Raw genomic sequence first — 17,245 nt, forward strand, 5'->3', positions numbered from 1 at the left:
GTGAAGAAAATGAACTTAACAATAAGTCCTGAAGCAATGCAATGGTTTAAAAAAGAATTGGTGGTAGACCAGGGAAGCGGGATTCGTTTTTTCGGAAAAATTTATGGCAAAACACAAGTGCATGACGGATTTTCCGTGGGAATGTCAGTCGATAAACCAGAACGTCCGATCGTCGAACAAACCATTGATGGCTTGCTTTTTTTTATTGATGAAGCAGACGAATGGTTTTTCAAAGGCTATGATCTAACTGTGGACTATGATGAAACGTTAGATGAACCGAAATATGATTTTAGCGAAGATAAAAAATAATGTGGATTCGGTCCCAGCTGACCGATTTCCCACGATTGGCTCTAGGAGATGAAACCGATGTTATCAATTGTTGTACCTTGTTTTAATGAAGAGGCAAGCTTGCCGATTTTTTTTGAAGAAACAGAAAAAGTGAAGAAACACTTAAATATGCCTTTTGAATATATTTTTGTTAATGACGGGTCTTCAGATCAAACTCTGTCTGTTTTAAGAGTCTTGTATCACGCCCACCCTGAAAGTGTTCGCTATCTATCTTTTTCGAGAAACTTTGGCAAAGAAGCTGCTCTTTATGCGGGGCTACAAGCTGCTAGAGGCGATTTTGTCACTGTAATGGATGCAGATTTACAAGATCCGCCGTCATTACTACCTGAAATGTTTTCTTTGCTAAGAAGTAAACCAGAGCTTGACTGTGTGGGTACGAGACGTGCCGATAGAAAAGGTGAGCCAAAGATTCGCAGTTTTTTTTCGAACTCGTTCTATAACATCATCAACAAAATTGCCGATACTGAAATGGTAAACGGTGCGCGAGATTTTCGCTTGATGCGCCGCAATATGGTTGATGCAGTTTTACAGCTGTCAGAGTACAATCGCTTTTCAAAAGGGATCTTCAGCTGGGTTGGGTTTGATACAGAATACATCGCCTATGAGAATCGAGAAAGAGTAGCGGGTGAGACGTCCTGGTCATTCTGGAAGCTATTCCAATATTCGATCGATGGCATCGTCAATTTTTCAGATACACCTTTGAATATCGCCTCGTTTATTGGTGCGCTTTCCTGTTTTGGTTCTCTGATTGCTTTGATCTTTATTGTGATAAGAACCTTTATTTTTGGAGATCCGACATCAGGGTGGCCTTCAATGGTCAGTATCTTCTTATTTGTTGGTGGATTGCAATTGCTTTGTTTAGGGATCATCGGCAAGTATATCGGAAAAATTTTCTTAGAGACTAAAAATAGACCCTTGTACTTCTTGAAAGAAACCGAAAAAGACCAAGAAAAATAATGATAAAATAAAAGTGTACAATTTGAAGGGGTTGCCTTCAACTGTACACTTTTTTTGCGGAAAGAATTTGTTAGTATCCCTTATCCAAGTTTATCTCATTTTTAACAAGTTCTTGTTTTGTTAAAAATTGTTGGAAATTCGCTAAGAAAATATCCATAAATGCCTTTTGAAAATGGGGCGTGTGTCCTGAGATGTGAGGAGTAATCAACAGGTTTTCGGTATGCCATAGTGGATCATTTTCTGGTAGAGGTTCCTCTTCAAAAACATCTAGTGCGGCAAATGCCAGCTGCTTTTTCTCTAATGCCTTTGTTAATGCGGCAGTATCCACGCTAGGACCGCGACCGACATTATAAAATGAAGCGGAAGGCTTCATTTGTGCAAAAAAGACTTCGTCATACAAATGTGTGGTTTCTTCTGTCAGTGGAAGAATATTGATGATGCAATCGGCGGTTTTTGCGCAAGCGTGTAAGTCAGATAACGCAAACGTTTTTTCAAAATTCGCCACCTCATGGCCGCTTGTATTAATGCCGATCGGATGTACACCAAAAAAGGTTAATGCTTGGGCTAATCTTTGGCCGATTTGTCCCGTACCAACGATCAAAATCTCTTGATCAGATAGCTTTGCATAAGGAATCGTATCCGGTGCCCATTGCTGTTTTCTTTGTTGTTGGATTGCTTGGAAAATCCCGCGGTTTTCCATAAAGAGCAAAGCCAATAAATGGTCTGTAATCGATTCAGCGTGGATGCCACTGCCATTTGATAAGAGAATGTCGTATTTTGCAAACTCTTTTAATGGCAAGGTGTCCACACCAGCCGAAATCGCTTGGACCCATTTCAAATTTGTTTTTTCGGTTAACAGGTGTTCGTTCCATGCTGGCTTCCAACCGATAGTGATTTCCACTTGTGACCAATCAATTGCTTGGTCCTTTGAGTACACGAGAAATTGATAGTCTTTTTCCATTTGTTCCACATAAGTGTCGCGAAAGTTGCGAGTGGCTAAGATTATTTTTTTCATTGCCAAGCCTCCTTGTATCTTAAGTGTAGCAAAGAATGAGAAAAAAGCCATGTTCAATGAATTGAACATGGGATAGATCATTTTTTTAATTGTATTTTTGGGGAATCTTTGACACCTTGTGTAAATAAGAATAGGGAACCAAACAAAATAAAGGTGGTAGCATCAAAGGAAGGCAGCGCTAGTTGTACAATAACACTAATGAGTGTAGGCAATGCAGCACAGACAATGAGAATCTTTAAATTTTCGAAAAAGGTATAAGAGAATAGCTTCAATTTCGTATAGATCGTTGCAATAAAGGTTCCCATGATTAAGGTGATCAGTAAGCTGACAAACGTGGGATATAAGGCGACAAAAAAGACAATGATTTTTATCAGCCATGGGATCGCTTGGTTGGATAAGGTTTCTCGAATCGCCTGACCGTTAAGATTACGCAGTGCTGGTTCACTATAATCAAACTCTAATTGGTTTGAATCGAACATAGACGTTGAGAAACCAGAAGAAGGGATACGAATGACCAGCTGATCTTTTAACAAACCTACTGCGATCACCGAGCCGGTGACATCAGATGCAATATCTGCTGGTGTACGATTGCCATCAGGATCAAAAGTAAAGATGATCGAATCGGTTTGATAGATGAACCCTTGCGTATTGGGAGCGACAGAAATCTGTCCATTTTCGATCGTGAAATCAGGAATCGTTTCTCCGATTTTTTGTCCATCTGCTTGCACATCACGAAAGACGTCTAAGACATTGATGGTAACTGGCAAAGCCATCATCACGGCTGCACCTAATAGAAAAACGATCACTTTGGAAAACTCTGCTTTTTTGACGAATTTTAGCTCTGGTATTCGAAAAAAAGCAATTTTAAATAGTTGGACGATAGTCATTTGCTGATAAACTCCTTTGTGGTATAACTAGAGTAATTGTAACGAAGGGTTCTTAGGATTACAAGGAATTCACAAAAAAAGAGCCAAATATCTATTGAATAAGTAAATAAAGTAATGAAAGTAGGCATATGTATGCAAAAGTTTATTGAATACAAACAAATCTTACAACAAAAAAAACTGTGGGAGCCACTCACGTATTTATTTTTTGGTGGTTTGACCACCGTAGTCAATATTGTCGTCTATCTCATTTTTCGTGAAGGGTTTGGTTTTTATTATCAAACAGCGAATGTGATTGTTTGATTGTCTTCTTTAATCTCATGAAAAAAAATGTTACTTGAATTGTAAGTAAGATTGCCATATGAATGAATAAAACTAATATTGTAACAATATTTCACGAAAATGGAACTTTCTTGGTTGGGCTAAGCATGTCAAATTTATACATGACATTAATTAGCTTTGTTATTATGAAGTTATTTAATCTTGCTCAATATATTAACTAACAATAATTTATAGGATTTGAAAAAAGCAAAGAAGAAAAATTCTAATTTACATAAGATTAAGTCTGAAAAAAAGAAAAATAAAAAGATAATTTTATGAAAAAATTCGTATATTAATTATTTATAGGATATAATATAGTGTAAGAAAGCTTTGATGAATTAGGAGTGTTTTTTTTGAAATTTTATTTAAGGTTTAAAGAGGCTTTAGAAGAAAGAAAACTATGGAATCTTTTTATTTATCTTTTTTTTGGTGGTCTTGCCACAATTGTAAATATCGTAACTTATTTTATTTGTGTAGAATGGCTCTCTCTGCATTACTTGATAGCAAATGGAATTTCGTGGATAGCTTCTGTTTTGTTTGCTTTTGTAACGAACAAAGTTTGGGTGTTCCATTCAAAAACAGAAAGTATGTTAGAACTTTTAGTTGAATTTGCTAAGTTTATTTTTTATCGTGTACTCTCCCTTGGAATGGATATGGGTGTGATGTATGTTATGATCGATTTAATGAATACAACGAATTTAACAGCAAAGATAGTTACTCAAATCATTGTTGTTCTCGCTAATTATCTCTTTAGTAAATTCCTGATATTTAATCAAGCAGAAATCAAAAATTTTGAAGTAAATGATGAAAGTTAGTAGGCATATTTTTTGAACAAAGTCGAATAGTTTGATAATGTTACTTATGTAAACATTATCATTGAGGAGGATTTTTTATGACTTACACATTACCAGATTTACCTTACGCATACGATGCATTGGAACCATGTATTGATGAAGAAACGATGCATTTGCATCATGATAAACACCACAACACTTATGTAACAAACTTAAATGCAGCGATTGAAAAACATCCTGAATTAGGTGAAAAAACAGTTGAAGAATTATTAGCAGACTTTTCTTCTGTACCTGAAGATATTCAAACAGCGGTTCGCAACAATGGCGGCGGCCATGCTAACCACACGTTCTTCTGGGAAATCTTAGGCCCAAATGCTGGTGGCGAACCTACTGGGGCGATCAAAGAGGCAATTGAAGAAACATTCGGCAGCTTTGAAGACTTTAAAGAAGAATTTAAAACTGCTGCAACTGGACGTTTTGGTTCAGGTTGGGCATGGTTAGTTGTTAAAGACGGTAAACTAGCAATCACTTCAACCGCGAATCAAGATTCACCATTGATGGATGGTCAAACACCTGTATTAGGTTTAGATGTTTGGGAACATGCGTATTACTTAAAATACAAAAATGTTCGTCCAGATTACATCAATGCTTTCTGGAGTGTTGTTAACTGGGACAAAGTAAACGAATATTTCGCAAAAGCTTAAACCAACTATTAGGAAGAAGCCTGACTAAGGGCTTCTTTTTTGTTGATGGAAAGAAATTTCGATATTGCTAACGCTTACATATTCCGCTATAATGAAATCGACGGAATCGTCGGATTATAATTATTGGAGGCTTTACACACTATGGAACATGGGAAAGTAAAATGGTTCAACAACGAAAAAGGGTTTGGTTTTATTACAGTTGACGGGGGCGATGATGTATTTGTTCACTTCTCTGCCATTCAAGGAGATGGGTTCAAATCGCTTGAAGAAGGACAAGAAGTTGAATTTACGATCGTTGAAGGTGCCCGCGGACCGCAGGCAGCGGAAGTAACAAAAGTCTAAATCAGAATAAAAAAGCTGAGTAACTGAAGTGCCTCAAAAAGATATTTTTTCTTGTTTGATTCTTTGAGACCACAATAGATGTTCAGCTTTTTTAATTTGCTATTTCTTTCCATATTTGGTATCTTCAATACATCAGTAAGACTAGGAAGTGAAGAGGGATAAGAATGAAACGAGTAATCACTTATGGAACATTTGATTTATTGCATTATGGACATATCAATCTTTTGCGTCGTGCAAAAGAACAAGGCGATTATTTAATCGTGGCACTGTCAACGGATGAATTTAATTGGAATGAAAAACAAAAAAAATGCTACTTTTCTTATGAGAAAAGAAAACAACTATTAGAAGCGATTCGATATGTTGATTTAGTTATTCCCGAGGAAGGCTGGGCTCAAAAAGTTTCTGATGTTAAAGAGTATCATGTCGATACCTTTGTTATGGGAGACGATTGGGCAGGAAAGTTTGACTTTATTCAAGAAGAAACCGATGCTGAAGTGATTTATCTAGCACGGACGCCAGAAATATCAACCACGCAAATCAAAAAAGATTTGAAACTCAACAATTAAAAGGACTGTTATTAAAAAGCATCTTTTACAGATGTTTTTTTTATTGAAACCAACTCCAAGAACTTAAGAATTTATTACTAGTTTTTCATTGATTATTTGTTCAGAACTCAAAATATGGTATGATGTTTTGTGAGTTGACTTGATCAATTAGAAATTCTATGAGAATGGATGAAGAAAGTGGAAAAAGAAATCAAAGTCCGTGCAACTTTAGTGACGAAAGAATACGACTTATATAAAAAGAAAGCTGATAAAGTAAAAGCGCTATTCAAGTTCTATCATCGCAATGTTCCCCGATTTTGGGCATTAAAAGGAGTCAGCTTCGATGTGAAAGCTGGTGAATCAGTGGGGATCATTGGGATCAATGGCTCTGGCAAATCAACTTTATCGAACGTGATCAGTGGCATTATTCCACCGACATCCGGTACGATGGAAGTAAATGGCGATACCTCGATCATCGCAATTGGTGCGGGGTTAAAATATCAGCTGACGGGATTAGAAAATATTCGGCTTAAAGCATTGATGTCTGGAATGACCAATAAAGAAATTGATAAAAAAATGCCTGAGATCGTCGCCTTTGCTGATTTAGGTGACTTTATCAACCAACCTGTTAAAAGCTATTCCAGTGGGATGAAATCACGGTTAGGCTTTGCTATTGCGGTTCATAATGATCCAGATATTTTAGTTATTGATGAGGCATTATCTGTCGGAGACGAAACGTTTTATCAAAAATGTGTGGATAAGATCATGGAATTTAAAGAAGCAGGAAAAACGATCTTTTTTGTTAGTCATGCTTTAGGACAGGTAGAAAAACTTTGCGACCGAACGATTTGGATGCACTATGGTGATTTACGGATGTTTGGTCCTACTGAAGAAGTAATGGCTGAATACCGCAAATTTATCGACTGGTTCAAAAAACAACCAAAGAAAGAGCAAAAAGCCTATCAAGATAAATACAAAGAAGATCAAAAAGCATTTAACTTGGAAAAATTAGCTGAAAAAAGCCGAGAAGATCATTTTTTACAACTACAAAATCTTTCCGACCAAATGATCAAGAAAAACTTGAAACGTACGCCACTAGGAGAAAAAATGAGCTGGCCGACAAAAGGAGTCTTAGGTTTGGTCGTAGTCGCAACGATATTCTGCTCGCTGGTTTCTTTTAGCGGGCATTCGATTACTTACGCAATTAAAAATCCTGTTGAAACGATCAGTCAAGTTTTCAAATAAAGAAGATGTTTCTTTGTTTAGTTCAAATAGAAAAGGAAGAAGTTTGTGAAAGAGATTGCTGCAGTTATAAAAGAACAGTTTAAAAATGCGGGGATTATTTTTCGGATGTCCCGTTATGAAGATAAAGCGACCTATCAGAGTCACTATCTAGGTTTAGCTTGGCAGATTTTAAATCCCGCTATTCAAGTAGGAATCTATTACTTGGTTTTTGGTCTAGGTGTTAATCAAAACGGAAATATTGACGGCGTGCCATTTATTATCTGGATGTTGGTTGGGATTACGGCATGGTTTTATATTAGTGCATCAATCTTAGGAGCCTCGAATAGTATTCATCGACAAGTAGGAATGGTAGCGAAAATGAAGTTTCCAGTCAGTATTCTACCATCGATTAATATTATAAGTAATTTATCATCGTACATTCCTATGGTGGCAATCGTGGTATGTTCGTTATTCATAGCTGGTGTGACACCAAGTATCTATTGGTTACAATTTATTTATTACTTTCTTGCGATGATTGTTTTCTTATTTGCATTTGGTCTATTGAACGCCACAATAACAGTACTAATTCGAGATTATCATATTTTCTTACAATCAGTACTTCGTTTATTATTCTATGTTTCAGGACCTATTTGGAATATCAATAATCGTAATCTACCAGATTGGCTAATTAAAGTATTACACTTAAATCCAATTTACTATTTAATCGAAGGATTTCGGGATGCTTTCCTTTCTCGAACATGGGTTTGGGAAAAAACGACCTACACACTTATATTCTGGTGTCTAACTTTGATGCTTCTTATTTTAGGAAGCCATTTGCATATGAAGTTCCGTGCTCGTTTTGTTGATTACATTTAAAAATGATGTTTTGACGTGTGCTCTCTAACTTAGAGAGCGCACTTTATTTGTTTGTAATTTTTTCTTTATTTCAAATAAGTGACGGAAGCGTTACGGATGAAAGCTATTCTTGATAGCGGTTGCTGAACGTTGTATTTTGTGGGAAAATTTACTCGATAAGTGATTTTTTATTGGCGAGGTGCAGGATGCGGAGTTATCAAAAAGTAATAGTCAGTATTTTAGTCGTGTTAGTAGTTGGAATCATTGGCTTAACGATTTATGGCATGCAGATCTATCAAGAGACGAATGCTACATTCAACCAAATCTCAAAGTCTGTTGATCGTAAAACAGACAAACGAGAAACAGCGATCAGCATTGAAGAGCGCGATCCATTTTCCATTCTGTTAATGGGGATTGATACAGGGGCGCTGGGACGAACCGAGCAAGGCCGTTCAGATAGCATGATGGTGGTAACAGTCAATCCTGAGAAAAAGCAGTCAACGATCGTTAGTCTTGACCGTGATATCTATACGCAAATCGTTGGCTTTAATACGATCGATAAGTTGAATCATGCCTATGCTTTCGGTGGTGAAGCGATGGCAATGGATTCAGTTGAAAATCTTTTAGACATTCCTATAGACCATTATGTGACGATCAATATGCAAGGGATGCGGGATTTGATTGATGCAGTAGGTGGTATCGAAGTGACAAATACCATCGATTTTACGTTAGAAGGTGTCCATGTCCCTAAAGGACAAATCACTTTAGATGGGAAAACAGGCTTGGCCTACGCAAGAATGCGTAAACAAGATCCAGAGGGAGATATAGGGCGACAAAGAAGGCAAAGAGAAGTGGTGACGAAAATCCTTCAAAAAGTCATGAGTTTGGAGGGAATAGGAAATTACCGCAACATCCTTAAAGCAGTTGAAAAAAATTCGAAGACGGATCTTACCTGGAATGACATGATGGATATCGGTACGAATTACATGCCAGCTTTTGCGACCATTGAGCAAGAGCAGCTGCAAGGGGAAGGACAACTGATTGGTGGAGTGTATTATCAGTTATTGGGGACGAATCAGTTGTTGCATACGCAAAATTTGTTAAAGGAGCAGTTGCAACTTCCGACGAACGAGGGGTTGACCCAAGGCGATGAATATACTAACGGATCGCCTAATTATCAGTTATACGACGACAGTCTGACCTTCTCAGAAGAAAACTCAACAACTGGGGAGTAGCTAGTTTCTTTAGAAGCCTAAAAAGCAGGGTGACCGAAAGTCCTCCTGCTTTTAGTTTTCCACAATAACATCAATCAATTTCTTGTTTCACGAAATCAACAAATGAAAAAACATAAGAAAGCTTAAAAAAACAATTTTTTCATGAAAGAGTGAAAATGAAACAATCTATCTGTGAAACATTCAGGCAGATATCGTTGAATTTTTATAGTTTTTTCTAAGGATTAATGGATATTTTTTGTTTTTTCTGTTTCAGATCGAATTTTTTGGTAAAATAGGACAGTAGTCATTATAGATTGGAAGGATAGATGAGATGAAGAATTTGAAAGATAAAGTTGTCCAAGGGATACGTAAGGGGCCAGAAGAACCAAAGGCCAAATCGTATCGCAAATCTCATGTTCCATTTCGATTGAACTTTTTGTTTTTTATTATTTTTGCTTTGTTTGTATCATTGATTGTCCAATTAGGCTATCTACAGATCGTCAATGGCGACAATATTGAGCAGCAATTGAAAGCTTCATCTGTAGTGGAAGTAAAAGGAAGTGCCCCTCGGGGGATGATTTACGATGCTTCTGGGAAAGCTTTAGTGGAAAATCAAGCCAATGCAGCAATCACTTTTACCCGGGGAAACAAAATGACCGCTCAAGATCTTTTAGAAACGGCCAAAAAATTGAGCGAGTTGATCGAAATGCCAGTCGACAAAAACTTGTCTGATCGAGATCTTAAGGACTTTTGGTTGGCAGATGAAGACAATCTTGAAAAAGCAACTGAACGATTGAGTGATGAAGAGCGTTCTTTAGGTACTTCTGAACAATATACGGCAACCGTTGAGAAAGTGACCGAGGAAGAAATCAATTTCTCCGATGCCGAATTAGAAGCAGCCACGATTTTCAAGCGGATGAACAGCGCACAATCCTTGAGTACGGTCTTTATTAAGACGTCGGATGTGTCTGACCAAGAATTGGCAGTTGTTGCTGAAAACATGGTCGATTTACCAGGAATCTCCACCGGGACCGATTGGACACGAAAGATCGTTGAAGGAAGTTCTCTGGCTAGTTTGATCGGAACGGTGACTAGTGAAGAACAAGGAATACCTGAAGAAGTTCTAGACGAATTCTTAGAAAAAGGTTACGCACGTAATGATCGCGTTGGACGTAGTTATTTAGAACAGCAATATGAAGAAGTTTTACAAGGAACAAAATCCATCTCTGAAATATCGCTTGACAACAACAACAATATTGAAAGTCAAAAAGAAACCTTTGCAGGCGCAAAGGGGGATAATCTGGTTTTAACACTCGATGCTGAATTTCAAGCGAAAGTTGACAAGATTTTGCAAGACAATTTTCAAAAACTGATTGATTCTGGTGCTGCAGAGTATTCCCCAGGGGTATACGCAGTGGCGTTAAATCCGAAAACCGGCGGTGTCCTTTCCATGTCCGGGTATCATCATGACACGGGATCAAATGAAATGCAGGAAAATGCCATTGGTACCTTTATTAATTCCTTTGTACCAGGGTCCGTCGTCAAAGCAGGAACCTTGGCTGCCGGTTGGGAAAACGGCGTCTTAAACGGCAACGAAGTGCTGCTGGATCAACCAATCAGAATCGGCTCCGATGTAAAAGCTTCTATTTTCAACCCAACTGGGGCAAATAATCGCAATCTTTCTGCGGAGCAGTCATTGGAAGTTTCTTCTAACTCCTATATGATGCAAGTCGCTTTACGTTTGATGGGCATCAATTATCAGTCAGGCATCTCGATTCCAACAGTGGATCGTCAAGGGGATGTCTACGAAAAACTCCGTTCCTCTTTTGCCTCTTTTGGTATGGGAACTGAAACAGGGATCGATTTACCAGGAGAAGCAACTGGTATCAGCACATCCATTGAGAACATGGACCCTGTCAGTGATGGCGGAAAGATCCTCGACTTAGCATTCGGCCAGTTTGATACTTATACGACACTGCAACTGGCACAATATGCAGCAACTGTTGCTAATGGTGGCAAAAGATTGCAGCCTCACATCGTTGACGGAATCTACGACAATGATGAAACAGGCGGACTAGGTTCGCTGATTGAGGACATCGAACCAACGGTATTGAACGAGGTTGGTTTATCAGATGCGCAAATGCAAATTATCCAAAATGGCTTTTACGATGCGGTTCATGGAACGGATGCTTGGGCAACTGCCAAAGGCTTGGCTTCTGCGAAAATGGAAGTCTCTGCCAAAACAGGTACTGCCGAAACACCCATCGTGGATAGTAATGGCAATACCATCAGCTTAGTTAACTTAAACATCGTTGCCTACGGGCCAAGCAGTGATGCGGATATTGCGATTGCGATCGTGATGCCTCAATTAAAAGGAGACACCGATACGCATCCCAATATTCAAATCGCGAAAGAGATCATGGATGCTTATTACGACTTGTATATGAAATAAACAAAAAATCGCAGTGAAAGCTGCGGTTTTTTTAGTTTATAAGAATGCGGATAGAAAACCATCTTTTAGTGAGAAAGACTTGCTATTTTTGAATGATTGGCTTAGAATACTAGCGGTCAAGAGATAATTTTGATTTATACGATAAATAAAAAGATAAACTGATAATAAAAGGGGCCCAAAGCACAATCATGAACAAGGAATGTTTAAGTAAACAAGAACTGATGAAACAGTTGGGACAATTTACACCAGCTGAAAAAAAAGAGATTCGTGAGTACTTGCAACGGAAAAATCCATTGCTTTTTCGTAAATTTGAGCGAATGAAACACGATCTTTACCGCTTGGAATCACGGCGTGTCCAATGCGAAATTGAAAATAACGAAAAGGAGTTAGGTCTTCTAAACGATAAGATCCTTTTGAAAAAAGAAGATTTTCTTGAGCTGTTATTAGCTATTCGAAAGAAAAGAGGGTAATGGATGGAATTTATTGAACTCGTCATTATCATTGCAATTCTCGTCACGTTATCAAATGTGGCGAGCAAAATATTACCCTCGGTACCGATCTTTTTTATTCAAATCATCTTAGGGATTTTACTAGGTTTAACAGAAATGGGACAGGAAATCGCTTTTGAACCGGAAATGTTTTTAGTAATGATCATTGGACCATTGCTGTTTCGTGAAGGAGAACGAGCAGATGTACCTGAAATCCTCAAAAACAGCAAGATCGTATTGTTTTTGGCTTTTGGCGGCGTTTTAATGACACTGTTTGCTGTCGGCGGAACGCTCCATTGGTTGATGCCCACGATTCCTCTGGCTGCTTGTTTCGCTTTTGGTGCTGCGTTAGGACCAACTGATGCAGTGGCAGTCTCCTCATTAGCAAAACGTTTGAAAATTTCCAAAAACATTATGCACATTCTGGAAGGCGAGGGCTTACTGAACGATGCTTCAGGGGTTACCGCATTGCAGTTTGCTATCGTAGCTTTGACCACCGGGAGCTTTTCAGCAGCCAACGCAGGGTTCCAGCTCCTATTCTCTAGTATCGGCGGCGGGCTTGTCGGTTACTTGATCGTGTGGCTGAAACGCCGAATTTTGCGCTTTATTGAAAAAATCTCGGCACAAGATGTCACAGTATACTTATTGATCGAACTGCTCTTGCCATTTGCTGCCTATTTGCTGGCCGAAATGATCGGGGTCTCAGGGATCATCGCAGCCGTTGTGGCAGGTGTAGCCCAAGCCCAAAGAAAACGACGGATCTCGTTGTTTGATGCAGAGCTGGCGAACATTTCAGAAAGTACTTGGTCGACCATTGTCTTTACATTGAATGCATTGGTGTTTCTTTTTCTAGGAATCGAGTTGTCACAAGTATTTTCACCAATCTGGGAGAGCAATAATTATGCAAACTGGCATCTAGTGATTACGATTTTGGTGATCACGGCGGTGATCTTCCTTGTACGTTTTCTCTTTTTGTTGTTTTACTATTGGTTTTTACAGTCAAAAAAACAAGTATCAATGAATCAAGTCGCCTTGTTGACTTTTGGCGGAGTCAAGGGAACAGTCAGTTTGGCAGCCATCTTTATTTTGCCTGTGATGGTGCATGATGCACCCTTTCATGAAAGAGGCTTGCTTCTGTTTTTGACCGCTTGTGTGATCTTACTGACATTGATCATCAGCGTGATGGTCTTGCCATACTTGGCAGATGGGGAAGCTGCCGAAAGCGTCGACTTCAATCACTTGCTGATCTTAGAAGACGTCATCGAACAATTGGAAGCAGAAGAAAAGCAAGAACTCTCGGATAAAGGCCGTTTAGCGATCGATGCTGTCATCAATTCCTATGAAAATCGGCGCTGGGAGTTGTATCGCAATAGTTTGACTGATTCAGAAAAACAAGAAATCCAAGAAATTCAAGGATTGATCCTATCGATCGAACAAGACGGCTTGGATGAAGCTTATCGAAATGGGAAAGTCAGCTTAAATGGCTACCGTTTTTATTCACGGTTTATTTCTCAGCAACAGCATTCCCTCGCAAAACAAATTCTCTCATTCTTTAGTTTTTGGCTCTTCTTTATTCAGCGATTTATCCGTATTTTGATTCATCCTCGCTTGTTTTTACAGCGACAGCAGCAGCTAAAAGCTGCCTTGAAGCAACGAGACATTTCTGAAGTACAAAAAATTTACTTAAAGAACAGTGAATATATTTTTCATAGTTTGAGCAATTTAGAAGATGTCTATGATTCCTCGCTGATCAATTTTTTTATTCGTCAACGAGAAATGAGCATCAAACGATTTGAACACAGCAATTTCATTGAAACGATCATGATCGAGCAAGACCCGATTTTTGTTAAGAAAGTCCTTTGGGGCTATTACCTTGAGCGCAAGACGATCGATGAATATGAAGTGGCTGAAAAAATCTCAACGATTTCGGCAAATGAATACCGACGCAATGTCAATCTGTTAGAATCGTATGCGATGTCTCGAGCAGAAGAACAGCCGAAACAGCGAATGTTTCGCCGATAATACGTCTCAAGAGGCGCACAACTTAAGGCACGTTTTATGGAGTGTCTTCGTCAGGTTATTCCTAAACGATGATCAACATCGATGATCAGAAGGAGTAGACTGACGAAGGCATTCTTTTTTACAAAAATTGATTTTTTCTCTCATCGTTTCCGCTGATGAAATGTGGTACAATGAGCGAAGAAAAAACTCAGGAGGGATTCTGTGAAAGAATTAAAAGTAAGTGAATTAACCAAAACATATGGTGAAAAAACACTGTTTGATCAGCTTTCTTTTCTGATACATGAAAAAGATCGAATCGGTTTGATCGGTGTCAATGGCACGGGTAAATCGAGTTTGTTACGGATCTTGGCCGGTTTGGATCGCGGAGATGGCGATCGCCAAACGGTATTTGCCGCCCAAGATTATCGCATCGGTTTCTTGACTCAAGACAATCAGTTACGAGAAGAATTATCTGTTGTAGATGCTGTTTTTCAAGGCACCAGTCCGCTGATTCGCGTTGTTCGTGACTATGAAAAAGCGCTAATTGCCTTAGAGAATAATGGCTTGGATCAACAAACGCAACGGAATTATCAGTTGGCAGAAGAAGCGATGAATAAAGCCGATGCTTGGAATACAGATACAACTGCCAAGATCATTTTACAAAAACTTGGGATCAATGAGTTAGAAAAAAAGATCAGTGAATTATCTGGAGGTCAAAAGAAACGAGTGGCTATGGCTCAAGTATTGATCGATGAACCAGACTTGTTGTTATTGGATGAACCGACTAACCACTTAGATTATGATGCGATCCAATGGTTGGAAGGCTATCTAAAAAATTATCGGGGTGCATTATTGATGGTGACCCACGATCGCTACTTTTTGGATCGAGTCGTTAATCGGATCTTTGAATTGTCTTTTGGCAAGCTACATGAATATCAGGGCAATTACGAGACGTATCTTCATGCTCGAGCAGAAAGAGAACGTGTGGAGGAGACGCAAGAAGACAAGCGCAAGCAGTTGTACAAACATGAGTTGGCTTGGATTCGCACTGGAGCGAAGGCCCGTACAACGAAACAACAGGCACGGATCGATCGTTTCGATGATTTAAAAGAAAACCTACATCAAGTAAAACGAAACGGCGAAGTGGCCATTGATGTTGCTACGACACGCTTAGGCAAACAAGTCTTAGAACTAAAAGATGCAAGTTTCAAGATTGAAAACAAAACGATTTTGTCTCACTTTGATTTGTTGATTCAATCAAGAGAACGCTTAGGGATCACAGGAGAAAACGGTGCGGGCAAATCGACGTTGCTCAATATTTTAGCTGGTCGCCTGCCTTTAGAAGAAGGGGAGCGTACGATGGGCGTGACTGTGAAAATGGCTTATTATACGCAAACGATTGAAGCGATGAACCCTGATCAGCGAATGATTGCTTATTTGCAAGAAGCAGCCGAGGAAGTGCAAAAAGTGGATGGCTCCCAAGTCAGTGTCGCAGAAATGCTGGAACAGTTTTTATTTCCGCGATCCATGCATGGCACCAAGATCGGCAAGCTGTCTGGCGGGGAAAAACGACGACTATTTTTACTCAAGCTATTGATTGGACAGCCAAATGTTCTCTTGTTAGATGAACCGACCAACGATTTGGATATTGATACCTTGACGATTTTGGAAAGTTATTTGGAAACATTTCCAGGTGCAGTCATCACTGTTTCCCATGACCGCTACTTTTTAGATAAAGTTGCCCAAAAATTGCTGATCTTCGAAGGAAATGGCAGGATTACGTCCTACTTTGGTTCCATCAATGAATATCTAGCAGCCAATACCAATAAAGCTAGTTCGAGTGTACTAGAGCCAAAAGAAACAAAAACCGATTCACTTTCTGCTGAAAGTGAGGCGTCTGCTGCAGCGCCTGTCAAAAAGAAACTGAGTTATATGGAACAAAAAGAGTGGGCGACGATTGAAGATGATATCGCGGCATTAGAAGAAAAAGCAGCCGCTTTGACCGAAGAAATGAATCATCATGGCGCGGACTTTACTAAGCTGCAAAAATTACAGCAAGAAATCAGCGAGGTTGAAACGCAACTGGCAGAAAAAATGGATCGCTGGGAATATTTGAGCGAATTTGTATAGAGTAAAGGAGAGAACGATGGAACAAGCATATTTAGATCTAGGAAGAAAAATACTAGCAGAAGGCAATGATAAAAGTGATCGTACAGGAACGGGAACACGCAGTGTCTTTGGTCATCAAATGCGTTTTGATCTGTCCCAAGGCTTTCCTTTGCTGACAACAAAAAGAGTTCCTTTTGGCTTGATCAAGAGCGAATTATTGTGGTTTCTAAAGGGAGATACCAATATCCGCTACCTGCTGGAACATAATAACCACATTTGGGATGAATGGGCGTTTGAACGCTATATTAAAAGTGATGCTTATACAGGTCCTGATATGACAGACTTTGGTCGCCGTTCATTAGTGGATGAAGCTTTCAATGAACAGTATCAACATGAGTTGAAACTATTTTGTGAAAAAATCTTAGCCGATGATGCTTTCGCTGAAACTTTCGGCGATTTGGGCCATGTATATGGGTATCAATGGCGGCATTGGGAAAAAAGTACCGGCGGGTTTATCGATCAAATCAAAGAAGTGATCGACATGATCAAAACGACGCCGGATTCTCGCCGTCTGATCGTCTCCGCATGGAATCCTGAAGATGTACCGACGATGGCGTTGCCACCTTGTCACACAATGTTTCAATTTTATGTTCATGAGGGTCGCTTAAGCTGTCAGCTGTATCAACGCAGTGCCGATGTCTTTTTAGGCGTTCCCTTCAATATTGCTAGTTATGCGCTATTAACGCACCTGATTGCTCATGAAACTGGACTAGAAGTCGGGGATTTTGTCCATACATTAGGCGATGCTCATCTGTACAGCAATCATATGGAACAGATGAAGGAACAGTTGTCTCGTTCGGTACGTCCGGCGCCAACCTTACAGTTAAATCCTGAAAAACAGTCGATCTTTGATTTTGAAATGGAAGATATTACCTTGGCAGGGTATGAGCCGCATCCAACGATCAAAGCACCGATCGCAGTTTAAGTGGTTG

General features: G+C 39.2%; 16 protein-coding genes and 1 pseudogene. 15 read left to right on the forward strand and 2 right to left on the reverse strand.

Annotation, left to right across the window (positions count from 1 at the left end; translation table 11 throughout):
- Positions 1-9: 9 nt before the first annotated feature.
- Both IGJ05_RS00815 and IGJ05_RS00820 read left to right on the forward strand, forming a co-directional pair.
- Positions 10-309: a HesB/YadR/YfhF family protein gene (locus tag IGJ05_RS00815; RefSeq protein ID WP_005229567.1), complete on the forward strand. Its 300-nt coding sequence runs from the start codon at positions 10-12 to the stop codon at positions 307-309.
- Positions 310-366: 57 nt separating this feature from the next.
- Positions 367-1,305, forward strand: coding sequence for a glycosyltransferase family 2 protein (locus IGJ05_RS00820; RefSeq protein WP_266167320.1), 939 nt, complete (start codon positions 367-369; stop codon positions 1,303-1,305).
- A 70-nt stretch (positions 1,306-1,375) separates the two neighbouring features.
- Here IGJ05_RS00820 and IGJ05_RS00825 read toward each other — a convergent pair whose 3' ends face one another.
- Positions 1,376-2,371 carry a phosphoglycerate dehydrogenase gene (locus IGJ05_RS00825; protein ID WP_266167332.1) on the reverse strand — a complete coding sequence of 332 codons (996 nt, stop codon included), beginning with the start codon at positions 2,369-2,371 and terminating at the stop codon, positions 1,376-1,378.
- A gap of 26 nt (positions 2,372-2,397) precedes the next feature.
- The gene (locus IGJ05_RS00830) at positions 2,398-3,207 is read right to left on the reverse strand and encodes a DUF1189 family protein (protein WP_015510023.1); all 810 of its coding nucleotides are present in this window, start codon (positions 3,205-3,207) and stop codon (positions 2,398-2,400) included.
- Positions 3,208-3,321: 114 nt separating this feature from the next.
- On the opposite strand from IGJ05_RS00830, the pseudogene IGJ05_RS00835 reads away from it, so the two are divergent.
- From IGJ05_RS00835 to IGJ05_RS00895, 13 genes and pseudogenes are all read left to right on the forward strand, one after another.
- Positions 3,322-3,501: pseudogene (locus IGJ05_RS00835) on the forward strand (GtrA family protein); the annotation flags it as partial.
- A gap of 377 nt (positions 3,502-3,878) precedes the next feature.
- Positions 3,879-4,340: a GtrA family protein gene (locus tag IGJ05_RS00840; RefSeq protein WP_225001064.1), complete on the forward strand. Its 462-nt coding sequence runs from the start codon at positions 3,879-3,881 to the stop codon at positions 4,338-4,340.
- Positions 4,341-4,417: 77 nt separating this feature from the next.
- Positions 4,418-5,023: a superoxide dismutase gene (locus IGJ05_RS00845; protein ID WP_225001063.1), complete on the forward strand. Its 606-nt coding sequence runs from the start codon at positions 4,418-4,420 to the stop codon at positions 5,021-5,023.
- A gap of 141 nt (positions 5,024-5,164) precedes the next feature.
- Positions 5,165-5,365 carry a cold-shock protein gene (locus tag IGJ05_RS00850; protein WP_005229578.1) on the forward strand — a complete coding sequence of 67 codons (201 nt, stop codon included), beginning with the start codon at positions 5,165-5,167 and terminating at the stop codon, positions 5,363-5,365.
- A gap of 164 nt (positions 5,366-5,529) precedes the next feature.
- The gene (gene tagD, locus IGJ05_RS00855; RefSeq protein WP_008379620.1) at positions 5,530-5,931 is read left to right on the forward strand and encodes a glycerol-3-phosphate cytidylyltransferase; all 402 of its coding nucleotides are present in this window, start codon (positions 5,530-5,532) and stop codon (positions 5,929-5,931) included.
- Positions 5,932-6,099: 168 nt separating this feature from the next.
- A complete protein-coding gene (locus IGJ05_RS00860; RefSeq protein ID WP_225001062.1) occupies positions 6,100-7,155 on the forward strand; it encodes an ABC transporter ATP-binding protein in 1,056 nt (351 codons plus the stop codon).
- 45 nt (positions 7,156-7,200) lie between these two features.
- Positions 7,201-8,010 (forward strand): ABC transporter permease, encoded by an 810-nt coding sequence (locus tag IGJ05_RS00865; protein ID WP_266167319.1) that lies wholly within the window; start codon positions 7,201-7,203, stop codon positions 8,008-8,010.
- A 185-nt stretch (positions 8,011-8,195) separates the two neighbouring features.
- A complete protein-coding gene (locus tag IGJ05_RS00870; protein WP_115232542.1) occupies positions 8,196-9,224 on the forward strand; it encodes an LCP family glycopolymer transferase in 1,029 nt (342 codons plus the stop codon).
- A 310-nt stretch (positions 9,225-9,534) separates the two neighbouring features.
- The gene (locus IGJ05_RS00875) at positions 9,535-11,655 is read left to right on the forward strand and encodes a peptidoglycan D,D-transpeptidase FtsI family protein (protein ID WP_005229581.1); all 2,121 of its coding nucleotides are present in this window, start codon (positions 9,535-9,537) and stop codon (positions 11,653-11,655) included.
- Positions 11,656-11,843: 188 nt separating this feature from the next.
- On the forward strand, positions 11,844-12,125 hold the full coding sequence (locus IGJ05_RS00880) for a hypothetical protein (RefSeq protein ID WP_015510017.1): 282 nt from the start codon (positions 11,844-11,846) through the stop codon (positions 12,123-12,125).
- Positions 12,126-12,128: 3 nt separating this feature from the next.
- Complete coding sequence (locus IGJ05_RS00885; protein WP_005229585.1) at positions 12,129-14,165, forward strand: cation:proton antiporter; 2,037 nt, start codon at positions 12,129-12,131, stop codon at positions 14,163-14,165.
- A 201-nt stretch (positions 14,166-14,366) separates the two neighbouring features.
- Entirely contained in the window at positions 14,367-16,274 is a 1,908-nt protein-coding gene (locus IGJ05_RS00890) for an ABC-F family ATP-binding cassette domain-containing protein (protein ID WP_266167318.1), read from the forward strand.
- Positions 16,275-16,290: 16 nt separating this feature from the next.
- Positions 16,291-17,238, forward strand: a complete 948-nt coding sequence (locus IGJ05_RS00895; protein WP_201705124.1) for a thymidylate synthase — start codon at positions 16,291-16,293, stop codon at positions 17,236-17,238.
- Positions 17,239-17,245: the final 7 nt, after the last annotated feature.

This window comes from Enterococcus sp. AZ167 (assembly GCF_051714025.1).
Taxonomy (GTDB): Bacteria; Bacillota; Bacilli; order Lactobacillales; family Enterococcaceae; genus Enterococcus_D; species Enterococcus_D casseliflavus.